Annotated in this window: 17 protein-coding genes; 9 read left to right on the top strand and 8 right to left on the bottom strand. The window is 67.2% G+C overall.

The genetic code is table 11. The features are described from left to right. Window positions 1-14: 14 nt before the first annotated feature. Window positions 15-314, bottom strand: a complete 300-nt coding sequence (gene gatC / locus GJV26_RS09630; protein WP_155708634.1) for an Asp-tRNA(Asn)/Glu-tRNA(Gln) amidotransferase subunit GatC — start codon at window positions 312-314, stop codon at window positions 15-17. Between the two features lie 345 nt (window positions 315-659). Between gatC and GJV26_RS09625 the strand changes: the two genes are divergently transcribed. The 6 genes from GJV26_RS09625 to GJV26_RS09600 all read left to right on the top strand — a co-directional run bounded on the left by GJV26_RS09625 (window position 660) and on the right by GJV26_RS09600 (window position 7,875). Then, the gene (locus GJV26_RS09625) at window positions 660-1,703 is read left to right on the top strand and encodes a rod shape-determining protein (protein ID WP_050409489.1); all 1,044 of its coding nucleotides are present in this window, start codon (window positions 660-662) and stop codon (window positions 1,701-1,703) included. Window positions 1,704-1,881: 178 nt separating this feature from the next. Next, entirely contained in the window at window positions 1,882-3,012 is a 1,131-nt protein-coding gene (mreC, locus tag GJV26_RS09620; protein WP_371866452.1) for a rod shape-determining protein MreC, read from the top strand. Continuing rightward, window positions 3,009-3,521, top strand: coding sequence for a rod shape-determining protein MreD (gene mreD, locus GJV26_RS09615; protein ID WP_155708632.1), 513 nt, complete (start codon window positions 3,009-3,011; stop codon window positions 3,519-3,521). Before mreC ends, mreD begins: the two co-directional genes overlap by 4 nt. Before the next feature lie 10 nt (window positions 3,522-3,531). After that, window positions 3,532-5,709, top strand: a complete 2,178-nt coding sequence (gene mrdA, locus GJV26_RS09610) for a penicillin-binding protein 2 (protein WP_155708631.1) — start codon at window positions 3,532-3,534, stop codon at window positions 5,707-5,709. A gap of 1 nt (window position 5,710) precedes the next feature. Continuing rightward, window positions 5,711-6,826 carry a rod shape-determining protein RodA gene (rodA, locus tag GJV26_RS09605; RefSeq protein WP_155708630.1) on the top strand — a complete coding sequence of 372 codons (1,116 nt, stop codon included), beginning with the start codon at window positions 5,711-5,713 and terminating at the stop codon, window positions 6,824-6,826. A 14-nt stretch (window positions 6,827-6,840) separates the two neighbouring features. After that, window positions 6,841-7,875, top strand: coding sequence for a septal ring lytic transglycosylase RlpA family protein (locus GJV26_RS09600; RefSeq protein ID WP_229427938.1), 1,035 nt, complete (start codon window positions 6,841-6,843; stop codon window positions 7,873-7,875). A 150-nt stretch (window positions 7,876-8,025) separates the two neighbouring features. Here GJV26_RS09600 and GJV26_RS09595 read toward each other — a convergent pair whose 3' ends face one another. Genes GJV26_RS09595 through argS form a run of 7 tightly spaced genes read right to left on the bottom strand, consistent with a single transcriptional unit; the run spans window position 8,026 to window position 14,251 of the window. Next, the gene (locus tag GJV26_RS09595; protein ID WP_155708628.1) at window positions 8,026-8,709 is read right to left on the bottom strand and encodes an SPOR domain-containing protein; all 684 of its coding nucleotides are present in this window, start codon (window positions 8,707-8,709) and stop codon (window positions 8,026-8,028) included. 7 nt (window positions 8,710-8,716) lie between these two features. After that, window positions 8,717-9,511 (bottom strand): type III pantothenate kinase, encoded by a 795-nt coding sequence (locus GJV26_RS09590; protein WP_155708627.1) that lies wholly within the window; start codon window positions 9,509-9,511, stop codon window positions 8,717-8,719. Continuing rightward, window positions 9,508-10,305: a biotin--[acetyl-CoA-carboxylase] ligase gene (locus tag GJV26_RS09585; protein WP_155708626.1), complete on the bottom strand. Its 798-nt coding sequence runs from the start codon at window positions 10,303-10,305 to the stop codon at window positions 9,508-9,510. The genes GJV26_RS09590 and GJV26_RS09585 overlap by 4 nt, the downstream gene beginning before the upstream one ends. Beyond that, window positions 10,302-11,120, bottom strand: coding sequence for an SDR family oxidoreductase (locus GJV26_RS09580; protein WP_155708625.1), 819 nt, complete (start codon window positions 11,118-11,120; stop codon window positions 10,302-10,304). The genes GJV26_RS09585 and GJV26_RS09580 overlap by 4 nt, the downstream gene beginning before the upstream one ends. Then, entirely contained in the window at window positions 11,120-11,800 is a 681-nt protein-coding gene (locus tag GJV26_RS09575) for a thiol:disulfide interchange protein DsbA/DsbL (RefSeq protein WP_155708624.1), read from the bottom strand. Before GJV26_RS09575 ends, GJV26_RS09580 begins: the two co-directional genes overlap by 1 nt. 10 nt (window positions 11,801-11,810) lie before the next feature. Continuing rightward, window positions 11,811-12,512, bottom strand: coding sequence for an SPOR domain-containing protein (locus tag GJV26_RS09570; RefSeq protein ID WP_155708623.1), 702 nt, complete (start codon window positions 12,510-12,512; stop codon window positions 11,811-11,813). A 26-nt stretch (window positions 12,513-12,538) separates the two neighbouring features. Further along, entirely contained in the window at window positions 12,539-14,251 is a 1,713-nt protein-coding gene (gene argS / locus GJV26_RS09565) for an arginine--tRNA ligase (RefSeq protein ID WP_155708622.1), read from the bottom strand. Between the two features lie 552 nt (window positions 14,252-14,803). On the opposite strand from argS, the gene rsmB reads away from it, so the two are divergent. The 3 genes from rsmB to GJV26_RS09550 all read left to right on the top strand — a co-directional run bounded on the left by rsmB (window position 14,804) and on the right by GJV26_RS09550 (window position 19,095). Continuing rightward, window positions 14,804-16,129 carry a 16S rRNA (cytosine(967)-C(5))-methyltransferase RsmB gene (gene rsmB / locus GJV26_RS09560; protein ID WP_229419574.1) on the top strand — a complete coding sequence of 442 codons (1,326 nt, stop codon included), beginning with the start codon at window positions 14,804-14,806 and terminating at the stop codon, window positions 16,127-16,129. A gap of 140 nt (window positions 16,130-16,269) precedes the next feature. Then, the gene (locus GJV26_RS09555) at window positions 16,270-16,809 is read left to right on the top strand and encodes a DUF4390 domain-containing protein (RefSeq protein WP_229419239.1); all 540 of its coding nucleotides are present in this window, start codon (window positions 16,270-16,272) and stop codon (window positions 16,807-16,809) included. Then, the gene (locus tag GJV26_RS09550; RefSeq protein ID WP_189441905.1) at window positions 16,810-19,095 is read left to right on the top strand and encodes a sensor histidine kinase; all 2,286 of its coding nucleotides are present in this window, start codon (window positions 16,810-16,812) and stop codon (window positions 19,093-19,095) included. The last annotated feature ends 5 nt before the right edge of the window (window positions 19,096-19,100 follow it).

Below are 19,100 nucleotides of genomic sequence, written 5' to 3'. Positions count from 1 at the left end.
GCGGGATGAATGAATTAGTCGATCACCTTCGGCACCAGGTACAGGCCGTCCTCGGTCTTCGGCGCCACCTGCTGGTATTCGTCGCGGCGGTTCGGTTCGGTGGGCACGTCTTCGCGCAGGCGCAGGGCAACCTGCATGTGCGCGGCCAGCGGGTGCGCCAGCGGGGGCACGCCTTCGGTATCCACGGCCCGCATCTGCTCGGCCAGCGCGAAGATGCCATTGAGCTTGTCCAGCATCGCCGCGGAATGCTGCTCGTCCAATTCCAGTTGTGCCAGCTTGGCAATACGGTTTACGTCGGTGGGTGTCAGGGCCATTTTCGGGGCGCGCGGAGCGCGAGATATAAATACTGGGGGTTTCGATAAGACTTTTGTAAGATCGGCCATTTCGGCCCTAAAACCCCGGCAAACCTGCATAAACACCGGCTTCGGGGTCCGCACATTTGAGTGGATTGAGGGCAAATAGCCCGTGAATTATAAGGTAGAATGCCGGGTTGATGCGTTGCCGGCATCCCGGTGGCCGCCGCGTCCGGCAGGACCCCGCTCCCAGGGCACCGCATTACGCTCCGTATCTATGCTCCATATCGCAGGTATGCAGCACAGGACAAGCAGCACAGGACAATTCGACAATCGCCCACGCGCGGGCAGCGCTACAGGATACTCATGTTTGGTTTTTTACGCAGGTACATCTCGTCCGATCTGGCCATTGACCTCGGCACGGCAAATACCCTTATTTACGTCCGCGGTTCCGGCATCGTGCTCGATGAACCCTCGGTGGTTGCGATCCGCCAGGAAGGCGGCCCGAATGGCAAGAAAACGATCCAGGCGGTAGGCAAGGAAGCCAAGCAGATGCTGGGCAAGGTGCCCGGCAACATCGAGGCGATCCGCCCGATGAAGGATGGCGTGATCGCCGACTTCACCGTGACCGAGCAGATGCTCAAGCAGTTCATCCGCATGGTGCACGACTCGAAGTTCTTCCGTCCCTCCCCGCGCATCATCATCTGCGTACCGTGCGGTTCCACCCAAGTGGAACGCCGCGCGATCCGCGAATCGGCGCTGGGCGCCGGCGCTTCGCAGGTCTACCTGATCGAAGAGCCGATGGCCGCCGCGATCGGCGCCGGCCTGCCGGTCTCCGATGCCACCGGCTCGATGGTCGTCGACATCGGCGGCGGCACCACCGAGGTGGGTATCATCTCGCTGGGCGGCATGGTCTACAAGGGTTCGGTACGCGTGGGCGGCGACAAGTTCGACGAGGCGATCGTCAACTACATCCGCCGCAACTACGGCATGCTGATCGGCGAACAGACGGCCGAGGCGATCAAGAAGGCGATCGGCTCCGCGTTCCCCGGCTCCGAAGTGAAGGAAATGGAAGTCAAGGGCCGCAACCTGTCCGAAGGCATTCCCCGTTCGTTCACGATCTCGTCGAACGAGATCCTGGAAGCGCTGACAGATCCGCTGAACAATATCGTGTCGGCGGTGAAGAACGCGCTGGAGCAGACACCGCCGGAACTGGGCGCGGACATCGCCGAGAAAGGCATGATGCTCACCGGCGGCGGCGCGCTGCTGCGCGACCTGGATCGCCTGCTGATGGAAGAGACCGGGCTGCCGGTGCTGGTGGCCGAAGACCCGCTGACCTGCGTGGTGCGCGGTTCCGGCATGGCGCTCGAGCGCATGGACCAGCTGGGATCGATCTTCTCATACGAGTGATCGCTGCCACGAACGTGGGACCGGTCGACTCTCGCGGGTGACCGCTGCCAGGCGTTAGCAATACCCGAGCGGCCGCGCCGCCCATATTGGGCTCACCGCGGCCGCTCACGTCCTTTCAGGATTTATGGAATACAGTCCGCCGCCACTCTTCAAGCAAGGGGCGTCAGCGCGCGCCAAGATGATGATTTGCGCGTGCATTTCGATCGCGTTGCTGCTGTTCGACTCACGCGTGGGCGCGCTGACCGTGGTGCGCCAGGTCGTCGGCACCGTGCTGTACCCGCTGCAGGTGGTGGCCATGCTGCCGCGCGATGCGCTGGCGGGCGTGGGCACCTATTTCTCCACGCTGTCCGGGCTGGAAAAACAGGTGCGCGAACTCAAGACCCAGCAGATCGCCATGGCGCAGACGCTGCAGCAGGCGCAGCTCGCGCAGGCCGAGAACGCGCAGCTGCGCAAGCTGCTCGAAGCGCAGGAAAAAGTGCCGGGCAAGACGATGCTGGCCGAGATCCTGTACGACGCGCGCGATGTCTTCACCCGCAAGGTGATCCTGAACCGCGGCACGCAACAAGGCGTGACGGCCGGGCTGCCGGTGATCGACAACCAGGGCGTGGTCGGCCAGGTCACGCGCGTGTTTCCGTTCACCTCCGAAGTCACGCTGCTGACCGACAAGGAGCAGGCGATTCCCGTGCAGGTGCTCCGCAACGGCCTGCGCAGCGTGGCTTACGGCCGCGGCCAGTCGGGCAACCTCGACCTGCGCTTCATGGCACCGAACGCCGACGTGGTCGTCGGCGACATCCTGATCACTTCCGGTATCGATGGCGTCTACCCGGCCGGACTGGCGGTGGCGCGCGTCACGCAGGTGGAAAACAGCGCGAACGGCATGTTCGGGCGCGTGGTGTGCCAGCCGCTGGCTGGCATCGAGCGCAATACGCAACTGCTGGTCCTGATGTCGCCGCCGGAAATTCCGCCGCGGCCGGTGGAAGAAGATACGTCCAAGCCCGTGAAGAAGAAAAAGGCGGCCGATACCGCCGCGGTGCCGGCGCCGACGGCGGCGGCAGCGGCCGTGGCGCCGGCGAATGCGCCGGCATTGCCGGCCCCGGCCACGGTGCCCGGCCTGCGCCCGGCAGCCCCGCCGCAGCCCCTGGCCGCTGCTCCGACTACTACTCCAGCCGCCGCACAGGCGCCGGCGCGCACGGCCGCGCCGGCACCGTCCACGCCGCCCGCCGCCGCGCCGGCCGCCAACCCGCCGCGAACAACCGCGCCGGCCGCCGCCGGCTCCAATATCCCGGCCGCAGCGAGGGAAACCCGATGAACCGTCCGCAGTACATCCTGCTGCCCGTCAGCCCGATCTTCATCGCGATCAGCCTGATCGCGGCATTCCTGCTCAACCTGATGCCATGGGGCCAGTTCATTGCCGCGCCGGATTTCGTGGCGCTGGTGCTGGTGTTCTGGGGCGTGCACCAGCCGCGCCGGGTCGGCATCGGCACCGCGTTCTGCCTCGGCCTGCTGATGGACGTGCACGATGCCACGCTGCTGGGCGAGAACGCGCTGGCCTACACCCTGCTGTCCTATTGCGCGATCATGATGCACCGGCGCGTGCTGTGGTTCCGCATCAGTGTACAGGCGATGCACGTGCTGCCGCTGCTGCTGCTGGCGCAGGCCGTGCAGTTGCTGGTGCGCTTCCTGGTATCGGGCAAGTTCCCCGGCTGGTTCTATTTCGTCGAAAGCTTCGTGTCGGCGCTGCTGTGGCCGCTGATCACGATGCTGCTGCTGGCACCGCAGCGGCGCGCGGTCGACAAAGACCATACCCGTCCGATCTGACCCTGCAACGATGACTGAGCTGAAGAACAACGAACGCGAACTGCACCTGTTCCGGGTGCGGCTGACGGCGCTCGGCCTCCTCGTGTTCGTCTGCTTCGCCCTGCTGCTGGCGCGGCTCGTGTGGCTGCAGGTGATCCGGCACAACGACTACATGGCGCAGGCCGAGGACAACCGCATCGCGGTGGTGCCGATCCAGCCGAACCGCGGCCTGATCCTGGACCGCAACGGTGTCGTCCTGGCGCGCAACTACTCGGCTTACACGCTCGAGATCACGCCTTCCAAGCTGCGCATCCCGCTCGAGGAGATGATCGATGCGCTGGCCCTGATCGTGGAAGTGACCCCGAAGGACCGCCGCCGCTTCAAGAAGCTGATGGACGAGTCGAAGAACTTCGCCAGCGTTCCGTTGCGCACCCGGCTGTCTGACGAGGAGGTGGCCCGCTTCACCGCCAACCGCTTCCGCTATCCCGGTGTCGAGGTGCAGGCGCGCCTGTTCCGCAACTATCCGCTGGGCGAAACGGCGTCGCACGTGATCGGCTTTATCGGCCGCATCAACCAGAAGGAAGCCAGGGCGATCGAGGAACGCGAGGATGCGGCCAACTACAACGGCACCGATTACATCGGCAAGGAAGGCCTGGAAAAGAGCTATGAAAAGCAGCTGCACGGCATCACCGGCTACGAGGAGGTGGAAGTCTCGGCCGGCGGCCGGGCGATCCGCACGCTGTCGCGCACGCCGCCGACCTCCGGCAGCAACCTGATCCTGTCGATCGACATCGAATTGCAGAAGGTGGCCGAGGAAGCGTTCGGTGAATGGCGCGGCGCGCTGGTGGCGATCGAACCGGCCACCGGCGACGTGCTGGCCTACGTGTCGCGCCCCGGCTACGACCCGAACCTGTTCGTGGACGGCATCGATAGCCAGAGCTGGAACGAACTGAACACGTCGCTCGACCGGCCCATGGTGAACCGGCCCCTATCCGGCACCTATGCGCCCGGTTCCACCTTCAAGCCGTTCATGGCGCTGGCGGCGCTGGAGCTGGGCAAGCGCACCCCGTCGCAGGCGATCTTCGATCCGGGTTTCATGTACCTCGGCACCCACAAGTTCCGCGACGACGTGCCGGGCGGGCATGGCACGGTGGACCTGCGCAAGTCGATCGTGGTCTCGTGCAATACCTACTACTACCAGCTGGGCCGCGACATGGGCATCGACGCGATCCACGATTTCATGAAGCCGTTCGGCTTCGGCCAGCGCACCGGCATCGACCTGGAAAACGAGAAGACGGGCGTGCTGCCGTCGCGCGAATGGAAGCAGGCGCGCTACAAGAAGAACCCGGCGGCCGGCCGCTGGGTGGGCGGCGACACGATCTCGGTATCGAACGGTTCCGGCTACAACTCCTACACCCCGTTGCAGATCGCCCACGCGGTGGCGAACCTGGCCAACAACGGCGTGGTGATGAAGCCGCACCTGGTGAAGATCGTCGAGGATGGCGGTACGCGCGCGCGCACGCTGACGGTGCCGAAGGAAAGCTATCGTATTCCGCTGAAGCAGCAGAACATCGACCTCATCAAGGATGCGATGGTGGGCGTGGTAAGCGAGCAGGGCGGCACCGCGACCCGCGCCTTTGCCAATGTGGGCTATACGGTGGGCGGCAAGACCGGTACCGCGCAGGTCGTGGGCATCCGCGCCAATGAAAAGTACAACGCCAAGAACCTGGCCGAGCGCCTGCGCGACAATGCGCTGTTCACCGCGTTCGCGCCGGCCGACAAGCCGCGCATCGCGATCGCGATGGTGGTCGAGAACGCCGGCTTCGGCGGCGCCGTGGCGGCGCCGATCGCGCGCAAGGTGCTCGACTACTACATCCTCGGCAAGCTGCCGACCGAGAAGAACACGGCCAGGGTGCCGAAGGAAGACGCCGAGCTGATCGAGCCCATCGAGGGCCCGATCGCCGAGGAAGAGGCGGCGCTGGCGCGGGAAGAACTGGCGGCGCAGCAGGCCGTGGCCGGGCAGGCCGCCGCGCCGAACGCCGCGCGCAAGCCGGCCGCCGCGCCGCCATCGCTGGGACTGATGCCGGTACGGCCGGCCTCTGGCGCGGCCCCGGCCGCGACCCCGCCGGCGGCTGCGCGGCAGCCCGTGCCGGCGCCTGCCCGGCCGGCGCCGCAACCGGCGGCCGTCCCGCCAAGGAACAGGGAATAACATGCGCATCAATGAACGACGCTCGCTGTGGCGGCGCCTGAAACCCTATGTGGCCGTATTCGATCCGCCGCTGCTGCTGCTGCTGGCATTGCTGCTGACGACCAGCCTGGTCACGCTGTACTCGGCCAGCCTGGGCATTCCTGGCAAGATCGAAGACCAGCTGCGCAACATCGCGATGTGCGTGCTGGTGATGTGGATCACGGCGAACGTGTCGCCGCAGAACATGATGCGCATCGCCGTGCCGGCCTATGGCGTGACCGTACTGCTGCTGGTGGCGGTGGCGCTGTTCGGCACGATCAAGCTGGGCGCGCGGCGCTGGCTGCACATCGGCATCATCGACATCCAGCCCTCCGAACTGGCCAAGATCGCCGTGCCGCTGATGCTGGCCTGGTATTTCCAGAACCAGCAGGGCCACCTGCGCTGGCATTCCTACCTGGTCGGCGCGCTGCTGCTGATGGTGCCGGTGGGGCTGATAATGCGGCAGCCGGACCTGGGCACGTCGCTGCTGGTGGTGGCCGCGGGCTTCGCGGTAATCTACCTGGCCGGACTGCCCTGGCGGGCCATGCTGGCGCTGGTGGTGGCCGGCGCCTGCTTCATGCCGGTGGCCTGGTCGATGATGCACGACTACCAGCGCGAGCGGGTGATGACGCTCATCGATCCCACCGCCGACCCGCTGGGCAAGGGCTTCCACATCATCCAGTCGACGATCGCGATCGGTTCCGGCGGCCTCGCGGGCAAGGGCTGGACCAAGGGCACGCAGACCCACCTCGAGTTCATCCCGGAACGCACGACCGACTTCATTTTCTCCGTGTACTCGGAGGAATTCGGGCTGATGGGTAACCTGTTCCTGATGCTGCTGTACCTGTTGCTGATCGGCCGTGGCATGATGATCGCCGCGAGCGCCCCGAATTTCTTCACTCGCCTGCTGGCGGGAGCGATGACGATGATCTTCTTTACCTATGCATTCGTGAACATGGGAATGGTGAGCGGCATCCTGCCCGTGGTGGGCGTGCCGCTGCCGTTCATGAGCTATGGCGGCACCGCCTTGCTGACGCTGGGGATCGTGTCCGGCATCCTGATGAGCGTGCAGCGCCACCGCAAGCTGGTGCAGACCTGATGGCGGCGCATATCGTGCAACGTTCGATCCAACGCGCGGCGGCTTGCACGCTGCTGGCCGCCATGCTGGCGCTGGCCGGCTGCGGCGGGCCGGAAATCGTCGGCCATCTGCCGGGGGCGCCGAAGGTCAAGCCGAAGCACCGCGAACCGGGCGTGCCCGACCTGCCGCCGGCCGGTTCGGGGCGGGGCGGCTATTACAAGGACGACGGGCCGGGCGACGACCCGCCGCCGAACCTGCTGCAAACGCCCGATGCCGAAGTGCGCAACGATCCGCTGCTGCCGCGCTCGAACCGCCCCTACACGGTGTTCGGCACCACCTACGAGCCGATCGCGAACGACAAGCCCTACACGGTGCGCGGCATGGGCACCTGGTACGGCAAGAAATTCCACGGGCAGCGCACGTCGTCCGGCGAGCTGTACGACATGTACAAGATGTCGGCGGCGCACCCGACCCTGCCGATACCTTCGTATGCGCGGGTCAGGAATCTCACGACCGGCAAGACCGTGGTGGTGCGGGTCAACGACCGCGGGCCGTTCAAGTCGTCGCGCGTGATCGATGTTTCGTACACGGCGGCGCTGAAGCTGGGGCTGCTGCTCAACGGCAGCAGCGAGCTCGAAGTCACGCGCATCATGCCCGATGAAATCGACAAGATCGTCGCGGCGCGCAAGGCGGGCATCGTCATCGCGGCGGTCGAGGGCGTGCCGGTCAGCGCGCTGCAGCCCGGCGCGCCACTGCTGGCGGGCGCCGGACCGGACGAGCTGGAGAGCTTCATCCTGTCGCGCGGCACGGCGTCCGATACCTCGGCGCCGGCATCGGGCGGCTTCTACCTCCAGCTGGGCGCCTACGCCAGGGAAGCCAGCGCCGCCGCCATGCGCGAGCGCCTCGCCGGCGCCACCCGCGGCAGCGACTTCGCCGTGGTGCAGGCCGGTTCGGTGTACCGGCTATATGGCGGCCCGTTCGTCTCCCGCGAGGAAGCCGCCGCCGCCGCCGCGCGGCTCCCCAGCGGCCTGCGGCTGCGCCCGCTGATCGTGCAGCGCGAAGTCAATTAGTTGCCAGGAACCGGGGTCAGACCCCAATCCAAGGAAATAATTTCCTGAAACTGGGGTCTGGGCGGGGAGTGGCTGGTAGGCCATCACCCGCTTCGCAGGCGCGGAGCACGCTCCGCGAAACCCCTGCTTCGCCCCCGGTTTAGGAAAGTTTCATTGGCACTTGCGGATCTGCTGTTCCTTGAAACCGCCGACGATCTTTTCCAGCCGGGCGCGCGTGGTCGTGCCGATGTCGCGGAACTGGAAGGCCAGCTGTTTCGACGGGGCGTAGCGCGGCGTGATGCGGGCGCCGGTGACGCCTTGCTTGACGAGTGCCGCGAGCTGCGTCTGCGCGGCGGCTTCCTGCCGGAACACGCCCAGCGAGATGGCCAGCTGCAACGGCTGGTTGTCGGGCACGATGTAGAAATTGGTGATGCCTTTCGCCTTCAGCTCGGCGGCCTTGCGGTTGGCAACTTCCCGGTTCGGGGATGGGGGAATGTTGACCACGTAGCTGGACACTTCCTGGCCCGGCAGGTTGCGGCGCGACTGGCGGTCGCCCAGTTCGAGCGGCGCCAGTTCGGCTTCGAAGCGGCGCGCATCGGCGAGCACGAAATTGCCGACTTCGATGCAGGCAACGGCCACCGTTTCATCCTTCGGCGGCGGCCCCGGCGGTGCGGCGGCCGCGGCGGCGGCATTGGCCTGCGCGGCCGGGATCACTTTCAAGGCTTTCGCGTTGAGCTGCTTCTCGAGGCGCGCGGGCTCCCGCTCGCCGTCGGCCAGGTTGCCGACGTAGCCCTGGCCGACGGCGAACAGCGCCGCATTCGCGGCCAGCAGCGCAAGGAAAACGAATTTCAGCATGATCCCTTCAACATGTTTCATCCATTCCGCCGGCCAGCAGCGCCGCGTGCAGGCCGAGCATCACGATATTGTCCACGTGGCGCGCCGGCACGGCCAGGACCGGGGCGATCAGCGGTGCGGCTCCGCCGGAGATGATACATGTTGCGCCGCCATGCGCGGCAACCGCGCGCCCGATCGCGCCCGCCTGCGCCGCCAGGCAACCGGAGAGGATGGCATCGTGCGTGTTGTCCGCGAATACCGGCGGCAGCACGGTGCCGGCATCGATCTGCGGCAGTTGCGCGGTGTTGCGTGCCAGCGCGCCGGACATCAGCCGCAGCCCCGGCAGGATCATGCCGCCGATAAACCTGCCGTCGGCCGTGACCGCATCCACGGTGGTCGCCGTGCCGCAGTTGGCGATGACGATGTTGCGCCCCGGTGCCAGGGCCCGTGCGCCGATCGCGGCGGCGAAGCGGTCGCAGCCGAGCTGCGCGGGGTTGGCATAGCCATTGAGCACGCCGGCGCGCCACGGCAGGGAAGTGAACCATTCGAGCGCCGCACCGGGCGCGCACACCCGCAGCGCGCCTTCGATCGCGGCGCGCACGCCGCCGCCGGCCACGTTCGCCGCAAGCACCCGCGCCGGGACGCGTCCTTGCTCGGCCTGGGCCGCCTGCCATTCGGCGATCAGCGTATCGAGCAGGCCGTGCGCCATCGCTCCCTGGGCAAGCCAGCTGCCCAGCGGCGCAGCGGCATCTGCCAGCGCCCATTTGACGCGGGTATTGCCGGCGTCGACCAGCAGCCAGGTGTCGACGGGAGCCGGCGTCATGCGAGCCTCAGCGATACGTCGCCGGACAGCACGGCCACGGTGCCGGCCGGCGTGTCGAGCAGCAGCCGGCCGGCGTCGTCCACGCCGGCCGCCAGGCCCTGTTGCCGCACGGCGCCATGGTCCAGGATGTTGACCGGCTGGCCGCGCCACGCCTGCAGCGCGTTCCACCGCTCGCGGAACGGGGCAAAGCCGGTGTCGTCGAATTCGGCCAGCACGGCCGCCAGCCGCGACAGCAGCAGTGCGACCAGTTCATCGCGGTCCATCCGCGCCAGCCAGGGCGCCGACGATACCGCGCGGCCGATCCGCGCTTCCATCTCGTCGGGCATCGTCAGGTTCATGCCGCAACCGATCACGGCCCACAGCACGCCATCGGGCGCGGTGCCCGTTTCCACGAGGATGCCGGCCAGCTTGGCGCCATCCTTCATCAGGTCGTTCGGCCACTTCAGCTGCACCGGCACGCCCAGCGATGCCACCGTTTCGGCCAGCGCCACGCCGACCGCCAGCGGCAGCCCCGCCAGCCGCTGCAGCGGCCCCTTGAACGGCCACGCCAGCGAGAACGTCAGCGAGGCGCCGGGCGCCGAGAGCCATGGCCGGCCGGCGCGGCCGCGCCCTGCGGTCTGCACATCGGCGATCCGCAGCACGGGGCCAGCCAGTTCGCCGGCGGGCAGCCGTGCCAGCAGGTCGGCGTTGGTGGAACCCGTTTCAGGCACGGCTTCGATGACCACGTGCGAAGCACTGGCGGCGCAGCGTGCGCGGATAGCCGCTGGGTCCGGCAAGGAAGTCGATACGGTCATGGTGCGTTCCGGGACATGCTCTTCCGGGCCTTGCGCGGCGCGCGGGCAAAGGCCAGATCATACAGCGCGTCCGGCAGCCAGCGCAGCAGCCTTGCCACCACGCCCATCTGCCACGGGATCACGCGGTAGCGCACGCCGCCGCCGATCGCCCGCACCGCCCTGGCTGCAAAGCGTTCCGGCGTCATCAGGAATGGCATGTGGTACCTGTTTTGCTGCGTCATCGGCGTATCGATGTAGCCGGGCGCGATCGTCACCACGCGGATGCCGTGGCGCCGCATTTCCAGCCGCAGCGATTCGCAATAGGTGACGACAGCCGCCTTCGAGGCGCTGTAGCCGCCGCCACCCGGCAGTCCGCGCACGCCGGCCACGCTGGCAATGCCGACCAGGGTGCCGTGGCCCTGCGCGCGCATCGTTTCGATGAACGGCGCGAACGTGGCCACCGTGGCCGTCACGTTGGTGGCGATGATCGATTCGAACACGGGCAAATCCTCGGGAACCTCGGTCAGCGTGCCGTGCGAGATGCCGGCGCTGGCGATCACGATGTCGATGCCGCCGGCATGCGCGATGAAGTCGCGCGCGGCGGCGGCGAGTGCCGCGTGGTCGCATACGTCGCCGGGATAGGTGCGGTGGGCGGCGGGTGAAATACGCGAAGCCGTTCCGGGAGAGGGCAGGGTGGCAACCAGCTCCTGCAGCACCGCCTCGCGGCGGGCGAACAGGCCAAGGGTGGCGCCATCCGCCGCGTAGCGCGCGGCGAGGGCGGCGCCGATGCCGCTGGAGGCGCCCGTGATGAAGACGCGCGGCCCGGCAGCGGCCATTACTTCTTCTCGGCCTTCGCCTTGGCAACCAGGAAGTCGAGCACCTGCGTGGTGGCCTGCTGCTGCGCTGCTTCGGTATTCAGGTCCTTGTTGGCTTCGCCCGTCAGGCTGGGGGATGCCTGCCAGCGGCCGTCGACGATGATCAGGGGCCAGTACTCGACCTTGTAGTTCTCCATCATCGCGCTGGAGCGGCGCACCTTGCCGGCCACGCCGAACGAGCGGTAGGCATCGATGAATTTCTGCCTGTCGATGCCGTTCTTCGCAACCCAGTCGAACACCTCCTCGTCACGGGTGAAGTTCTGGCCGCCGCCGTGCACCGCGGCCAGCACTTTCGGCTGCAGCTGTTCGGCCAGGCCGAGCGATTCGAGCGTGTAATACAGCTTCTGCTGCGGCGCGAGGCGCTCGTTGTACGGCACGTGCACGCGCCTGAAGACGATGTTGTCGCCCTGCTTCTTCACCCAGGCCGACAGCGTGGGGTCGAACGTGTGGCAGTGCGGGCACCAGTAGGCGAAGAACTCGATCACTTCCACCTTCTTGCCGCTGTCGGTCGGCTGCGGCGTCGGCAGCGCCTTGTACTCGGCGCCTTCCTTCGGCGCGGCGGGCGAGGCGGCCACGCCGGCGGAGGCGATTGCCACCGCGGCGAACACGGTGGCGGACAGGATCTTCTTCAACATGTGCATCGATTCTCCATTATTTCTGGTTGCGGACGACGGCGACGTCGACACCGTTTTCGGACAGCTTGCCGCGCACCTTGTTCATCGCTTCGACCTGCGTGAACGGGCCCACGCGCACCCGGTGCAGCACGCCGGAATCGGTGGTGCGGTCGGTGACCGAGGCTTCGAAGCCAAGCAGCGCGAGCTTGGCGCGCACCGCTTCGGCATCGGCCGTTTCGCGGTAGGCGCCGGCCTGCAGATAATAAACCCACTTTTCCTCGCCCGCCGGGGAGGGCGCCGGCGCGGCCGACTGTGCCGGCGGTGCGGCGGTGTTCAGCGGCGCCGGTGCGGCTGGCGCGGCAGCTTTCTTCTCCTGGCCGTTCTGGATGCGATCGACCACTGCCTGCAGCGGATCGGCCGCGGGCGCGGGCGCCGGCGCGGGTGCCGGCGTGGCGGGAGAAGCGGGTGCCTGGCGCTGCTGGTCGCGCTCGAAGTCGCGGTTGGCGCTGCGCGCCGCTTCGCGGTTGCCGTACATCGGCTTGTTCGGATCGGCGATCTTGCCGGCCGATTCGGCCGGCTTGGCACGGGCCGCGCGTTCGGTGAACGGGGACTGTCCCTTGGTGATCATCAATGCCACGATCACCGCGATGACCAGGCCGATGACCAGGCCGATGATGATGCCGACCAGCGTGCTGCCCTGCTGGCGTACGCGCAGCCGGGGGGAAGAGCGGAAACTCATTATGCGGGAAGTCCTTTCAGAACGATTTACATTTGCTCCGGCGCGGAAACGCCGATCAGCGCGAGGCCGTTGCGCAGCACCTGGCGGGTGGCGACCGCCAGCGCCAGGCGGGCCAGTTTCAACGCCTCGTCGTTATCGAGCAGCCACTTGTGCGCGAAATAGTAGCTGTGCAGTTCGCTGGCCAGGTCGCGCAGGTAGAACGCGACCTGGTGCGGGCCCAGCTCGCTCTGGGCGCGCTGCAGCATTTCCGGATACTCGGCCAGCTTGGCCAGCAGGCTCGCTTCGTGCGGCGCGGTCAGCAGCGACAGGTCGACGCCGGCCAGCTGCGCTTCGTCGCCGCCCCAGTTCGCCAGTGCCGAGCAGATGCGCGCGTGCGCGTATTGCACGTAATAGACCGGGTTCTCGTCATTGGTCTTCAGCGCCACGTCCACGTCGAACACGAATTCCGTGTCCGCCTTGCGCGAGATGAGGAAGAACCGCACGGCATCGCGGCCCTTGCCGATGTCGCCGCCGCCGGACCATTCGATCAGGTCGCGCACGGTCACGTAGGAACCGGCGCGCTTCGAGATCTTCACCTCGGCGCCATCCTTCATCACGGTGACCATCTTGTGCAGCACGTAGTCGGGGTAGCCCTGCGGGATGTCCATGCCCACCGCCTGCAGGCCGGCGCGCACGCGCGCGATGGTGCCGTGGTGGTCGGAGCCCTGCACGTTGATGGCCTGCGTGAAGCCGCGCTGGAACTTGACGATGTGGTAAGCCACGTCCGGCACGAAGTACGTGAAGGTGCCGTCGGTCTTGCGCATCACGCGGTCCTTGTCGTCGCCGTAGTCGGTGGTGCGCAGCCACAGCGCGCCGCCTTCCTCATACGTGTGGCCGTTCGCCACCAGCGCATTGACCGCCGACTCGACCTTACCGTCCTTGTACAGCGACGATTCCAGGTAGTAATTGTCGAACTTGACGCCGAACGCCTGCAGGTCGATATCCTGTTCGTTGCGCAGGTAGGTCACGGCGAAGGCGCGGATCGATTCCAGGTCGGCCACGTCGCCCGAAGCGGTGACGGGCGCGCCGTCGCTGGCGGAGACCGTCTTTTTCTGCAGGAAGTCGGCCGCGATGTCGGCGATGTAGTCGCCGTTGTAGGCCGATTCGGGCCATTCGGCGTCGCCCGGCTTGAAGCCGCGGGCACGCGCCTGCACGGAGGTGGCCAGTGTCTGGATCTGCACGCCGGCATCGTTGTAATAGAACTCGCGCGTCACGCCGAAGCCCTGGGCCTCGAACAGCGACGACAGCGCGTCGCCCAGTGCCGCCTGGCGGCCATGGCCCACATGCAGCGGGCCGGTCGGGTTGGCCGACACGAATTCGATGATCACGCGCTTGCCGGTGCCGGTATCGCCGCGGCCGTAGGCCGCGCCCTGGGCCAGCACGGTGTTGACGACGGCCTGTTTGGCGGCATCCGTCACGCGCAGGTTGATGAAGCCGGGGCCGGCGATGTCGGCCGAGGCGACCAGCGCCTTGCCTTCCGGGTTTTCCAGCAGCGCGCCGACGACCTTGGTGGCCAGTTCGCGCGGATTCATTTTCAGCTGCTTGGCCAGTTGCATGGCGATATTGCAGGCAATGTCGCCGTGCGCCGGGTCGCGCGGGCGCTCGAGCACCACGTTGGCGGTCACGGAGGTGCCTTCCAGCAGCGGGGCGAGGGCGGCCTGGAACAGGGCGGCGATCTGTTGTTTTTGTTGGGCGAGCATGGGCGGTTTTGTACGGATCTGGACGGAAGTAAATCGGTGTAAAAAACGCGCAAAACGCGTCTGAAAGATCGGACATTATACCGGTTTGCGCTTCCTGCAAGTGAATGAGGAGCCCCGTGCCGGCGCCGGGCCCCGGCGCGGCGCTGCTACAATCCTGCCCTTGATAGAGCACCACGAAAGAACACGATGAACAAGCGCCCGACGCTGTCGTTGAAGAGCAAGCCAGCCCCGGCCGTGAAAAAGCCGGCACCCCGCAAGCCGGCGGCCGCCAATACCGCGGCGCCAGCCAGGCCGGCGGTCGCCAATACCGCGGAACCGGCCAGGCCGGCCGCCGCGCCAGCGGCACGTGAGCCGGCGAAGCCGGCCGCCAAGCCGGCCCGGCGCCCTGAGCCGGCGGAACAGTTCGGCGCCGGCGCCAGCCCGTGGGATGCGACCCGCGCCAAGGGTGCGCAGCGCAGGGCCGAGCAGCGCGCGGCCGAACAGCGTGCCGCCGACCAGCCGCGGCCCCGGCCCGAAGCACCGCCGGGCCCGCGTGCCAGCCACCACCGCGACCTGAAGCCACGGCTGCAGACGGAGTTCCAGGCCGAGTTGAAAGCCGATTCGCTGGCGTTCGCGCTGCTGGGCGCGGCCACCGCCGTGGTCCAGGTGCGCAGCGGCATGGCGCTGCCCGCGGCGCTGGCCGGCGTGTTCGCCAATCCCGCCGTCACGCCACAGGCGCGCGGCGCGATCCAGGATGTGGCTTACCGCGCGATGCGCCAGCTGGGGCGCAGCGATGCGCTGGTGGCCGCGATGGCGCCGAAGGCACCCGATCCGCTGGTCGGGGCGCTGCTGGCCGTGGCGCTGCCGCTGATGCAGGCCGGCGACGACGGTCCGGCGCCTTATGAAGCGTTTACCGTGGTCGACCAGGCCGTGACGGCCGCCGGTGCGCACCCGGATACGGCGCGCGCGAAAGGCATGGTCAATGCGCTGCTGCGCCGCTTCCTGCGCGAGCGCGATGCCTTGCTGGCGGACGTGATGCAGCAGCCGCAGGCGCGCTGGAATTACCCGCAATGGTGGATCGATGCCGCCATCACCGCGTATCCGCAGGAATGGGAGCAGGTGCTCGCGGCCGGCAACCAGGCGCCGCCGCTGACGCTGCGCGTGAACACCCGCAAGGGCACGGTCGAGGCTTACCTGGCGATGCTGGCCGAGGCCGGCATTGGCGCGCGCCGCATCGGCGAGCATGCGGTCCGGCTGGACAAGCCGGTGGGCGTGCACCTGATCCCCGGCTTCGATGCCGGCCTGGTGTCAGTGCAGGATGCCGCCGCACAGCTCGCCGCGCAACTGCTCGATGTCCAGGACGGCATGCGTGTGCTGGATGCCTGCGCCGCACCCGGCGGCAAGACCGGCCACATCCTCGAACTGGCCGACGTCGACGTCACCGCCCTGGATGCGGATGCGCAGCGCCTGTCGCGCGTGCGCGAGAACCTGGAGCGGCTCGGGCTGTCCGGCACGCTCCAGGCAGCCGAGGCGCAAGGCCGCGACTGGTGGGATGGCCGGCCGTTCGACCGCATCCTCGCCGATGTGCCGTGCACGGCCTCCGGCATCGTGCGGCGCCATCCGGATATCCGCTGGCTGCGCCGCAAGGGCGATACGCTCCAACTTGCAACACTTTCCGGGCAAATTCTCGACAATCTTTGGCAGATGCTGCAGCCCAATGGTAAATTGCTGTTCGTGACATGTTCGTTGTGGCCGCAGGAATCCGAGGCGCAGGCGGCCGCTTTCGCGGTGCGCAATCGCGCCACGCGACTCGATGCGCCCGGTCAGCTGCTGCCCGTGGGCGGGGCCGAACAGGATCACGATGGACTGTTTTACGCGTTGTTCCGGAAAGACGAGTAGATCGAGGAATGCGTAGAAATTCCGGCCAGCTGTCTTGCCGCGCCTTGCGGCATGGCTCCTGACTTTTTAGTTCCTGTTTTCGCCCCTAACCAACCCAAGCGCAAGTGATCCCCCGATTCGTTCGATTCCTCTGCTGGCAAATGCTGCTGATGCTGGCCTGCGCCCTGCCGCAGGCGGCGCGCGCCGCCGAGGGAACCGTGGAGATCACCCGTGCCTATATCGAAGCGGCGGAAGAGGGCTACCGCCTGTCCGCCGCGTATTCGTTCGACCTGAACCACGGCCTCGAAGACGCGCTGCAATACGGCGTGGCCCTGAATTTCTCGACCCAGATCACCTTCACCCGCCCGCGCTGGTACTGGTTCGACGAGAAGGCGGTCACCGCCAGGCGCACGCACAAGCTCTGGTACAACGTGCTGACGCGCCAGTACCACGTGCAGATCGAAGGCAGCGTGCGGCAGAATTTCGATTCGCTGGACGATGCGCTGTTCTTCATCCGGCGCCCCACGCGCTGGGTGGTGGCGCCGCGGGGAGCGCTGAAGGTGGGTGAAATCTACAATGTCACCCTCAGCATGGGCATGGATCGCGACTACCTGCCCAAGCCGATCCAGGTGAATGCCTTCAACAACCGCGACTGGAACCTGGCCTCGCAGAAGCGAACCTTCCAGTACAGGGCGGAGTAAGTGGCCCAGACCTTGCGGTATCTGTTCGTCGTCGCAGGCGCCGTCTGCAGCATCCTGCTGTTCCTGCTGGCTTCCGCGTCCGACAATTCCGGATTCTTCAATCGTTATTATTCCTGGCTGCTGGGGCTCAACGCCGCGGTGGCCGTGGCATTGCTGTTGCTGGTCGGCGTTTCGCTGTACCGGCTCTATGCGCGCTACAAGAGCGGCAAGTTCGGCTCGCGGCTGATGACGCGGCTGGTGATGCTGTTCGCCGCCATCGGCGTGCTGCCCGGGCTCGTGATCTTCCTGGTTTCGGTGCAGTTCGTGTCGCACTCGATCGAGTCGTGGTTCAACGTGCGGGTGGAGGAGGCGCTGGAAGCGGGGCTCGACCTGGGCCGCTCGGCGCTCGACGCTTCGCTCACGGAACTGAAGACCGAGGCCGACAAGACCGCGCAGGAACTGGCCGCGCTGCCGTTCTATGCCGCGCCTTCGGCGCTGGCGCGCTTCGTCAAGGAACACCCCCGTACGCAAAGCGCGATCATCGTCGATGCCGAGGGCGGCCTGATCGTCTCGGCGATGGGCGAGCGGCGCGTCAACCTGTCGGCCGACCTGCCAACCGTCGCGATGATGGCCAAGGCGCAGGAAGAACCGCCTTACGCGGTGCCCGAAGGCGGCAGCGAAGCGCGCGACGAGCGCGCCGCCGGCACCCCGCCGGATCCGAACAACGTACTGCGCCTGCGTATCCTGATGCCGGTGCCGGATCCGGTCCAGCCTTCCGGCGGGCGCCTGGCGCCGCGCTACCTGCAGATCATCCAGGCGGTCTCGCCGCAACTTGCCAACGACGGCGAGATGCTGCGCACCGCCTACAGCGAATACAAGGAACGCGATGTGGCCCGCTTCGGCCTGCGGCGGATGTACATCGAAATGCTGACGTTGACGCTGCTGCTGGCCGTGTTCGGCGCGATCGCCGCCGCGTTCCTGATCGCGAACGACCTCGCGCAGCCGCTGCTGCTGCTGGCCGAGGGCACCCGCGCCGTCGCCGAAGGCGACCTGTCGCCGCGCCCGATCGTCGCCAGTTCCGATGAACTGGGCACGCTCACCCAGAGCTTCAACGCGATGACGCGCCAGCTCTCCGATGCGCGCAGCGCGGTCGAGCGCAATCGCATCGCGCTGCAGAATGCCAAGGCCCACCTGGAATCCGTGCTGGCCAACATGTCGGCCGGCGTGATGGTGCTCGATGGCGAATTCCGGCTGGTCACCTGCAACGATTCGGTCGAACGGATCCTGCAGAAAGCCGGCGTCACGCTGATCGGCAGGCCCCTGGCCGAAGTCGATGGCATGCACGAATTCGCCGCCGCCGTCATCGCCGCGTTTTCGGCCCAGAGCGCGCAATCGGCCGCCGGCCGCAATATCCAGCGCCTGCACTGGCAGCGGCAGATCGAGATCCCGCGCCTGGCCGGCAATCCTGACGACAACGACCTGATCCTGCTGACGCGGGGCTCGCGCCTGCCGCTCGAAGGCGGCGGCGGCTATATCGTGGTATTCGACGACATCACCGACGTGATCTCGGCGCAACGCTCGATCGCCTGGGGCGAGGTGGCGCGCCGGCTGGCGCACGAGATCAAGAACCCGCTGACGCCGATCCAGCTGTCGGCCGAGCGGCTCCAGATGAAGCTTGAAAGCAAGCTGGCCCAGCCCGACGTGGACCTGCTCAACAAGAGCACCAACACGATCGTCAACCAGGTGGCGGCGATGAAGCGGATGGTCGACGACTTCCGCGACTACGCCCGCACGCCGCCGGCGCAGCTTGGGCCGCTGGACCTGAACGAGCTGGTGGAAGAGATCCTTCACCTGTACGTGGCCGGCGACGGCAACGACATCATCCGCGCGCAACTGGCGCCCTACCTGCCGCTGGTGATGGGCGACGAGACGCAGTTGCGGCAAGTGATCCATAATCTGCTGCAGAATGCGCAGGATGCGCTGGCCGACCTGCCCGAGGGGAGCCGGCCGCCGCGGGTGGACGTGGTGACCGAGGCGATTCATTACCAGAGCGCGGACGGCGGCACGCGCATTGCGGTGCGCCTGTCGATCTCGGACAATGGCCCCGGCTTTGCGCCGAAGATCCTGGCCCGCGCATTCGAGCCCTATGTGACTTCGAAGGCGCGCGGCACCGGCCTGGGCCTGGCGATGGTCAAGAAGATCATCGACGAGCACGGGGGGAGGATCGATATCCAGAACCATCCGGACGGTTGTGGCGCTTCGGTACTGATTTTGCTGTTAAAGTTGGCACCGGTGCAGTTGGCATAATATTG

The organism is Pseudoduganella dura, assembly GCF_009727155.1.
Classification (GTDB): domain Bacteria; phylum Pseudomonadota; class Gammaproteobacteria; order Burkholderiales; family Burkholderiaceae_D; genus Rugamonas; species Rugamonas dura.
This window is presented reverse-complemented; position numbering and strand designations above follow the sequence as displayed.

Coding starts and splice junctions, on each gene's coding strand:
- GJV26_RS09570 (WP_155708623.1), bottom strand. CDS start 12,512: ATGAGTTTCCGCTCTTCCCCCCGGCTGCGCGTACGCCAGCAGGGCAGC.
- GJV26_RS09595 (WP_155708628.1), bottom strand. CDS start 8,709: ATGCTGAAATTCGTTTTCCTTGCGCTGCTGGCCGCGAATGCGGCGCTG.
- GJV26_RS09590 (WP_155708627.1), bottom strand. CDS start 9,511: ATGACGCCGGCTCCCGTCGACACCTGGCTGCTGGTCGACGCCGGCAAT.
- mreD (WP_155708632.1), top strand. CDS start 3,009: ATGAACCGTCCGCAGTACATCCTGCTGCCCGTCAGCCCGATCTTCATC.
- GJV26_RS09625 (WP_050409489.1), top strand. CDS start 660: ATGTTTGGTTTTTTACGCAGGTACATCTCGTCCGATCTGGCCATTGAC.
- GJV26_RS09575 (WP_155708624.1), bottom strand. CDS start 11,800: ATGCACATGTTGAAGAAGATCCTGTCCGCCACCGTGTTCGCCGCGGTG.
- argS (WP_155708622.1), bottom strand. CDS start 14,251: ATGCTCGCCCAACAAAAACAACAGATCGCCGCCCTGTTCCAGGCCGCC.
- mrdA (WP_155708631.1), top strand. CDS start 3,532: ATGACTGAGCTGAAGAACAACGAACGCGAACTGCACCTGTTCCGGGTG.
- GJV26_RS09585 (WP_155708626.1), bottom strand. CDS start 10,305: ATGACCGTATCGACTTCCTTGCCGGACCCAGCGGCTATCCGCGCACGC.
- GJV26_RS09555 (WP_229419239.1), top strand. CDS start 16,270: ATGCTGCTGATGCTGGCCTGCGCCCTGCCGCAGGCGGCGCGCGCCGCC.
- rodA (WP_155708630.1), top strand. CDS start 5,711: ATGCGCATCAATGAACGACGCTCGCTGTGGCGGCGCCTGAAACCCTAT.
- mreC (WP_371866452.1), top strand. CDS start 1,882: ATGATGATTTGCGCGTGCATTTCGATCGCGTTGCTGCTGTTCGACTCA.
- gatC (WP_155708634.1), bottom strand. CDS start 314: ATGGCCCTGACACCCACCGACGTAAACCGTATTGCCAAGCTGGCACAA.
- GJV26_RS09580 (WP_155708625.1), bottom strand. CDS start 11,120: ATGGCCGCTGCCGGGCCGCGCGTCTTCATCACGGGCGCCTCCAGCGGC.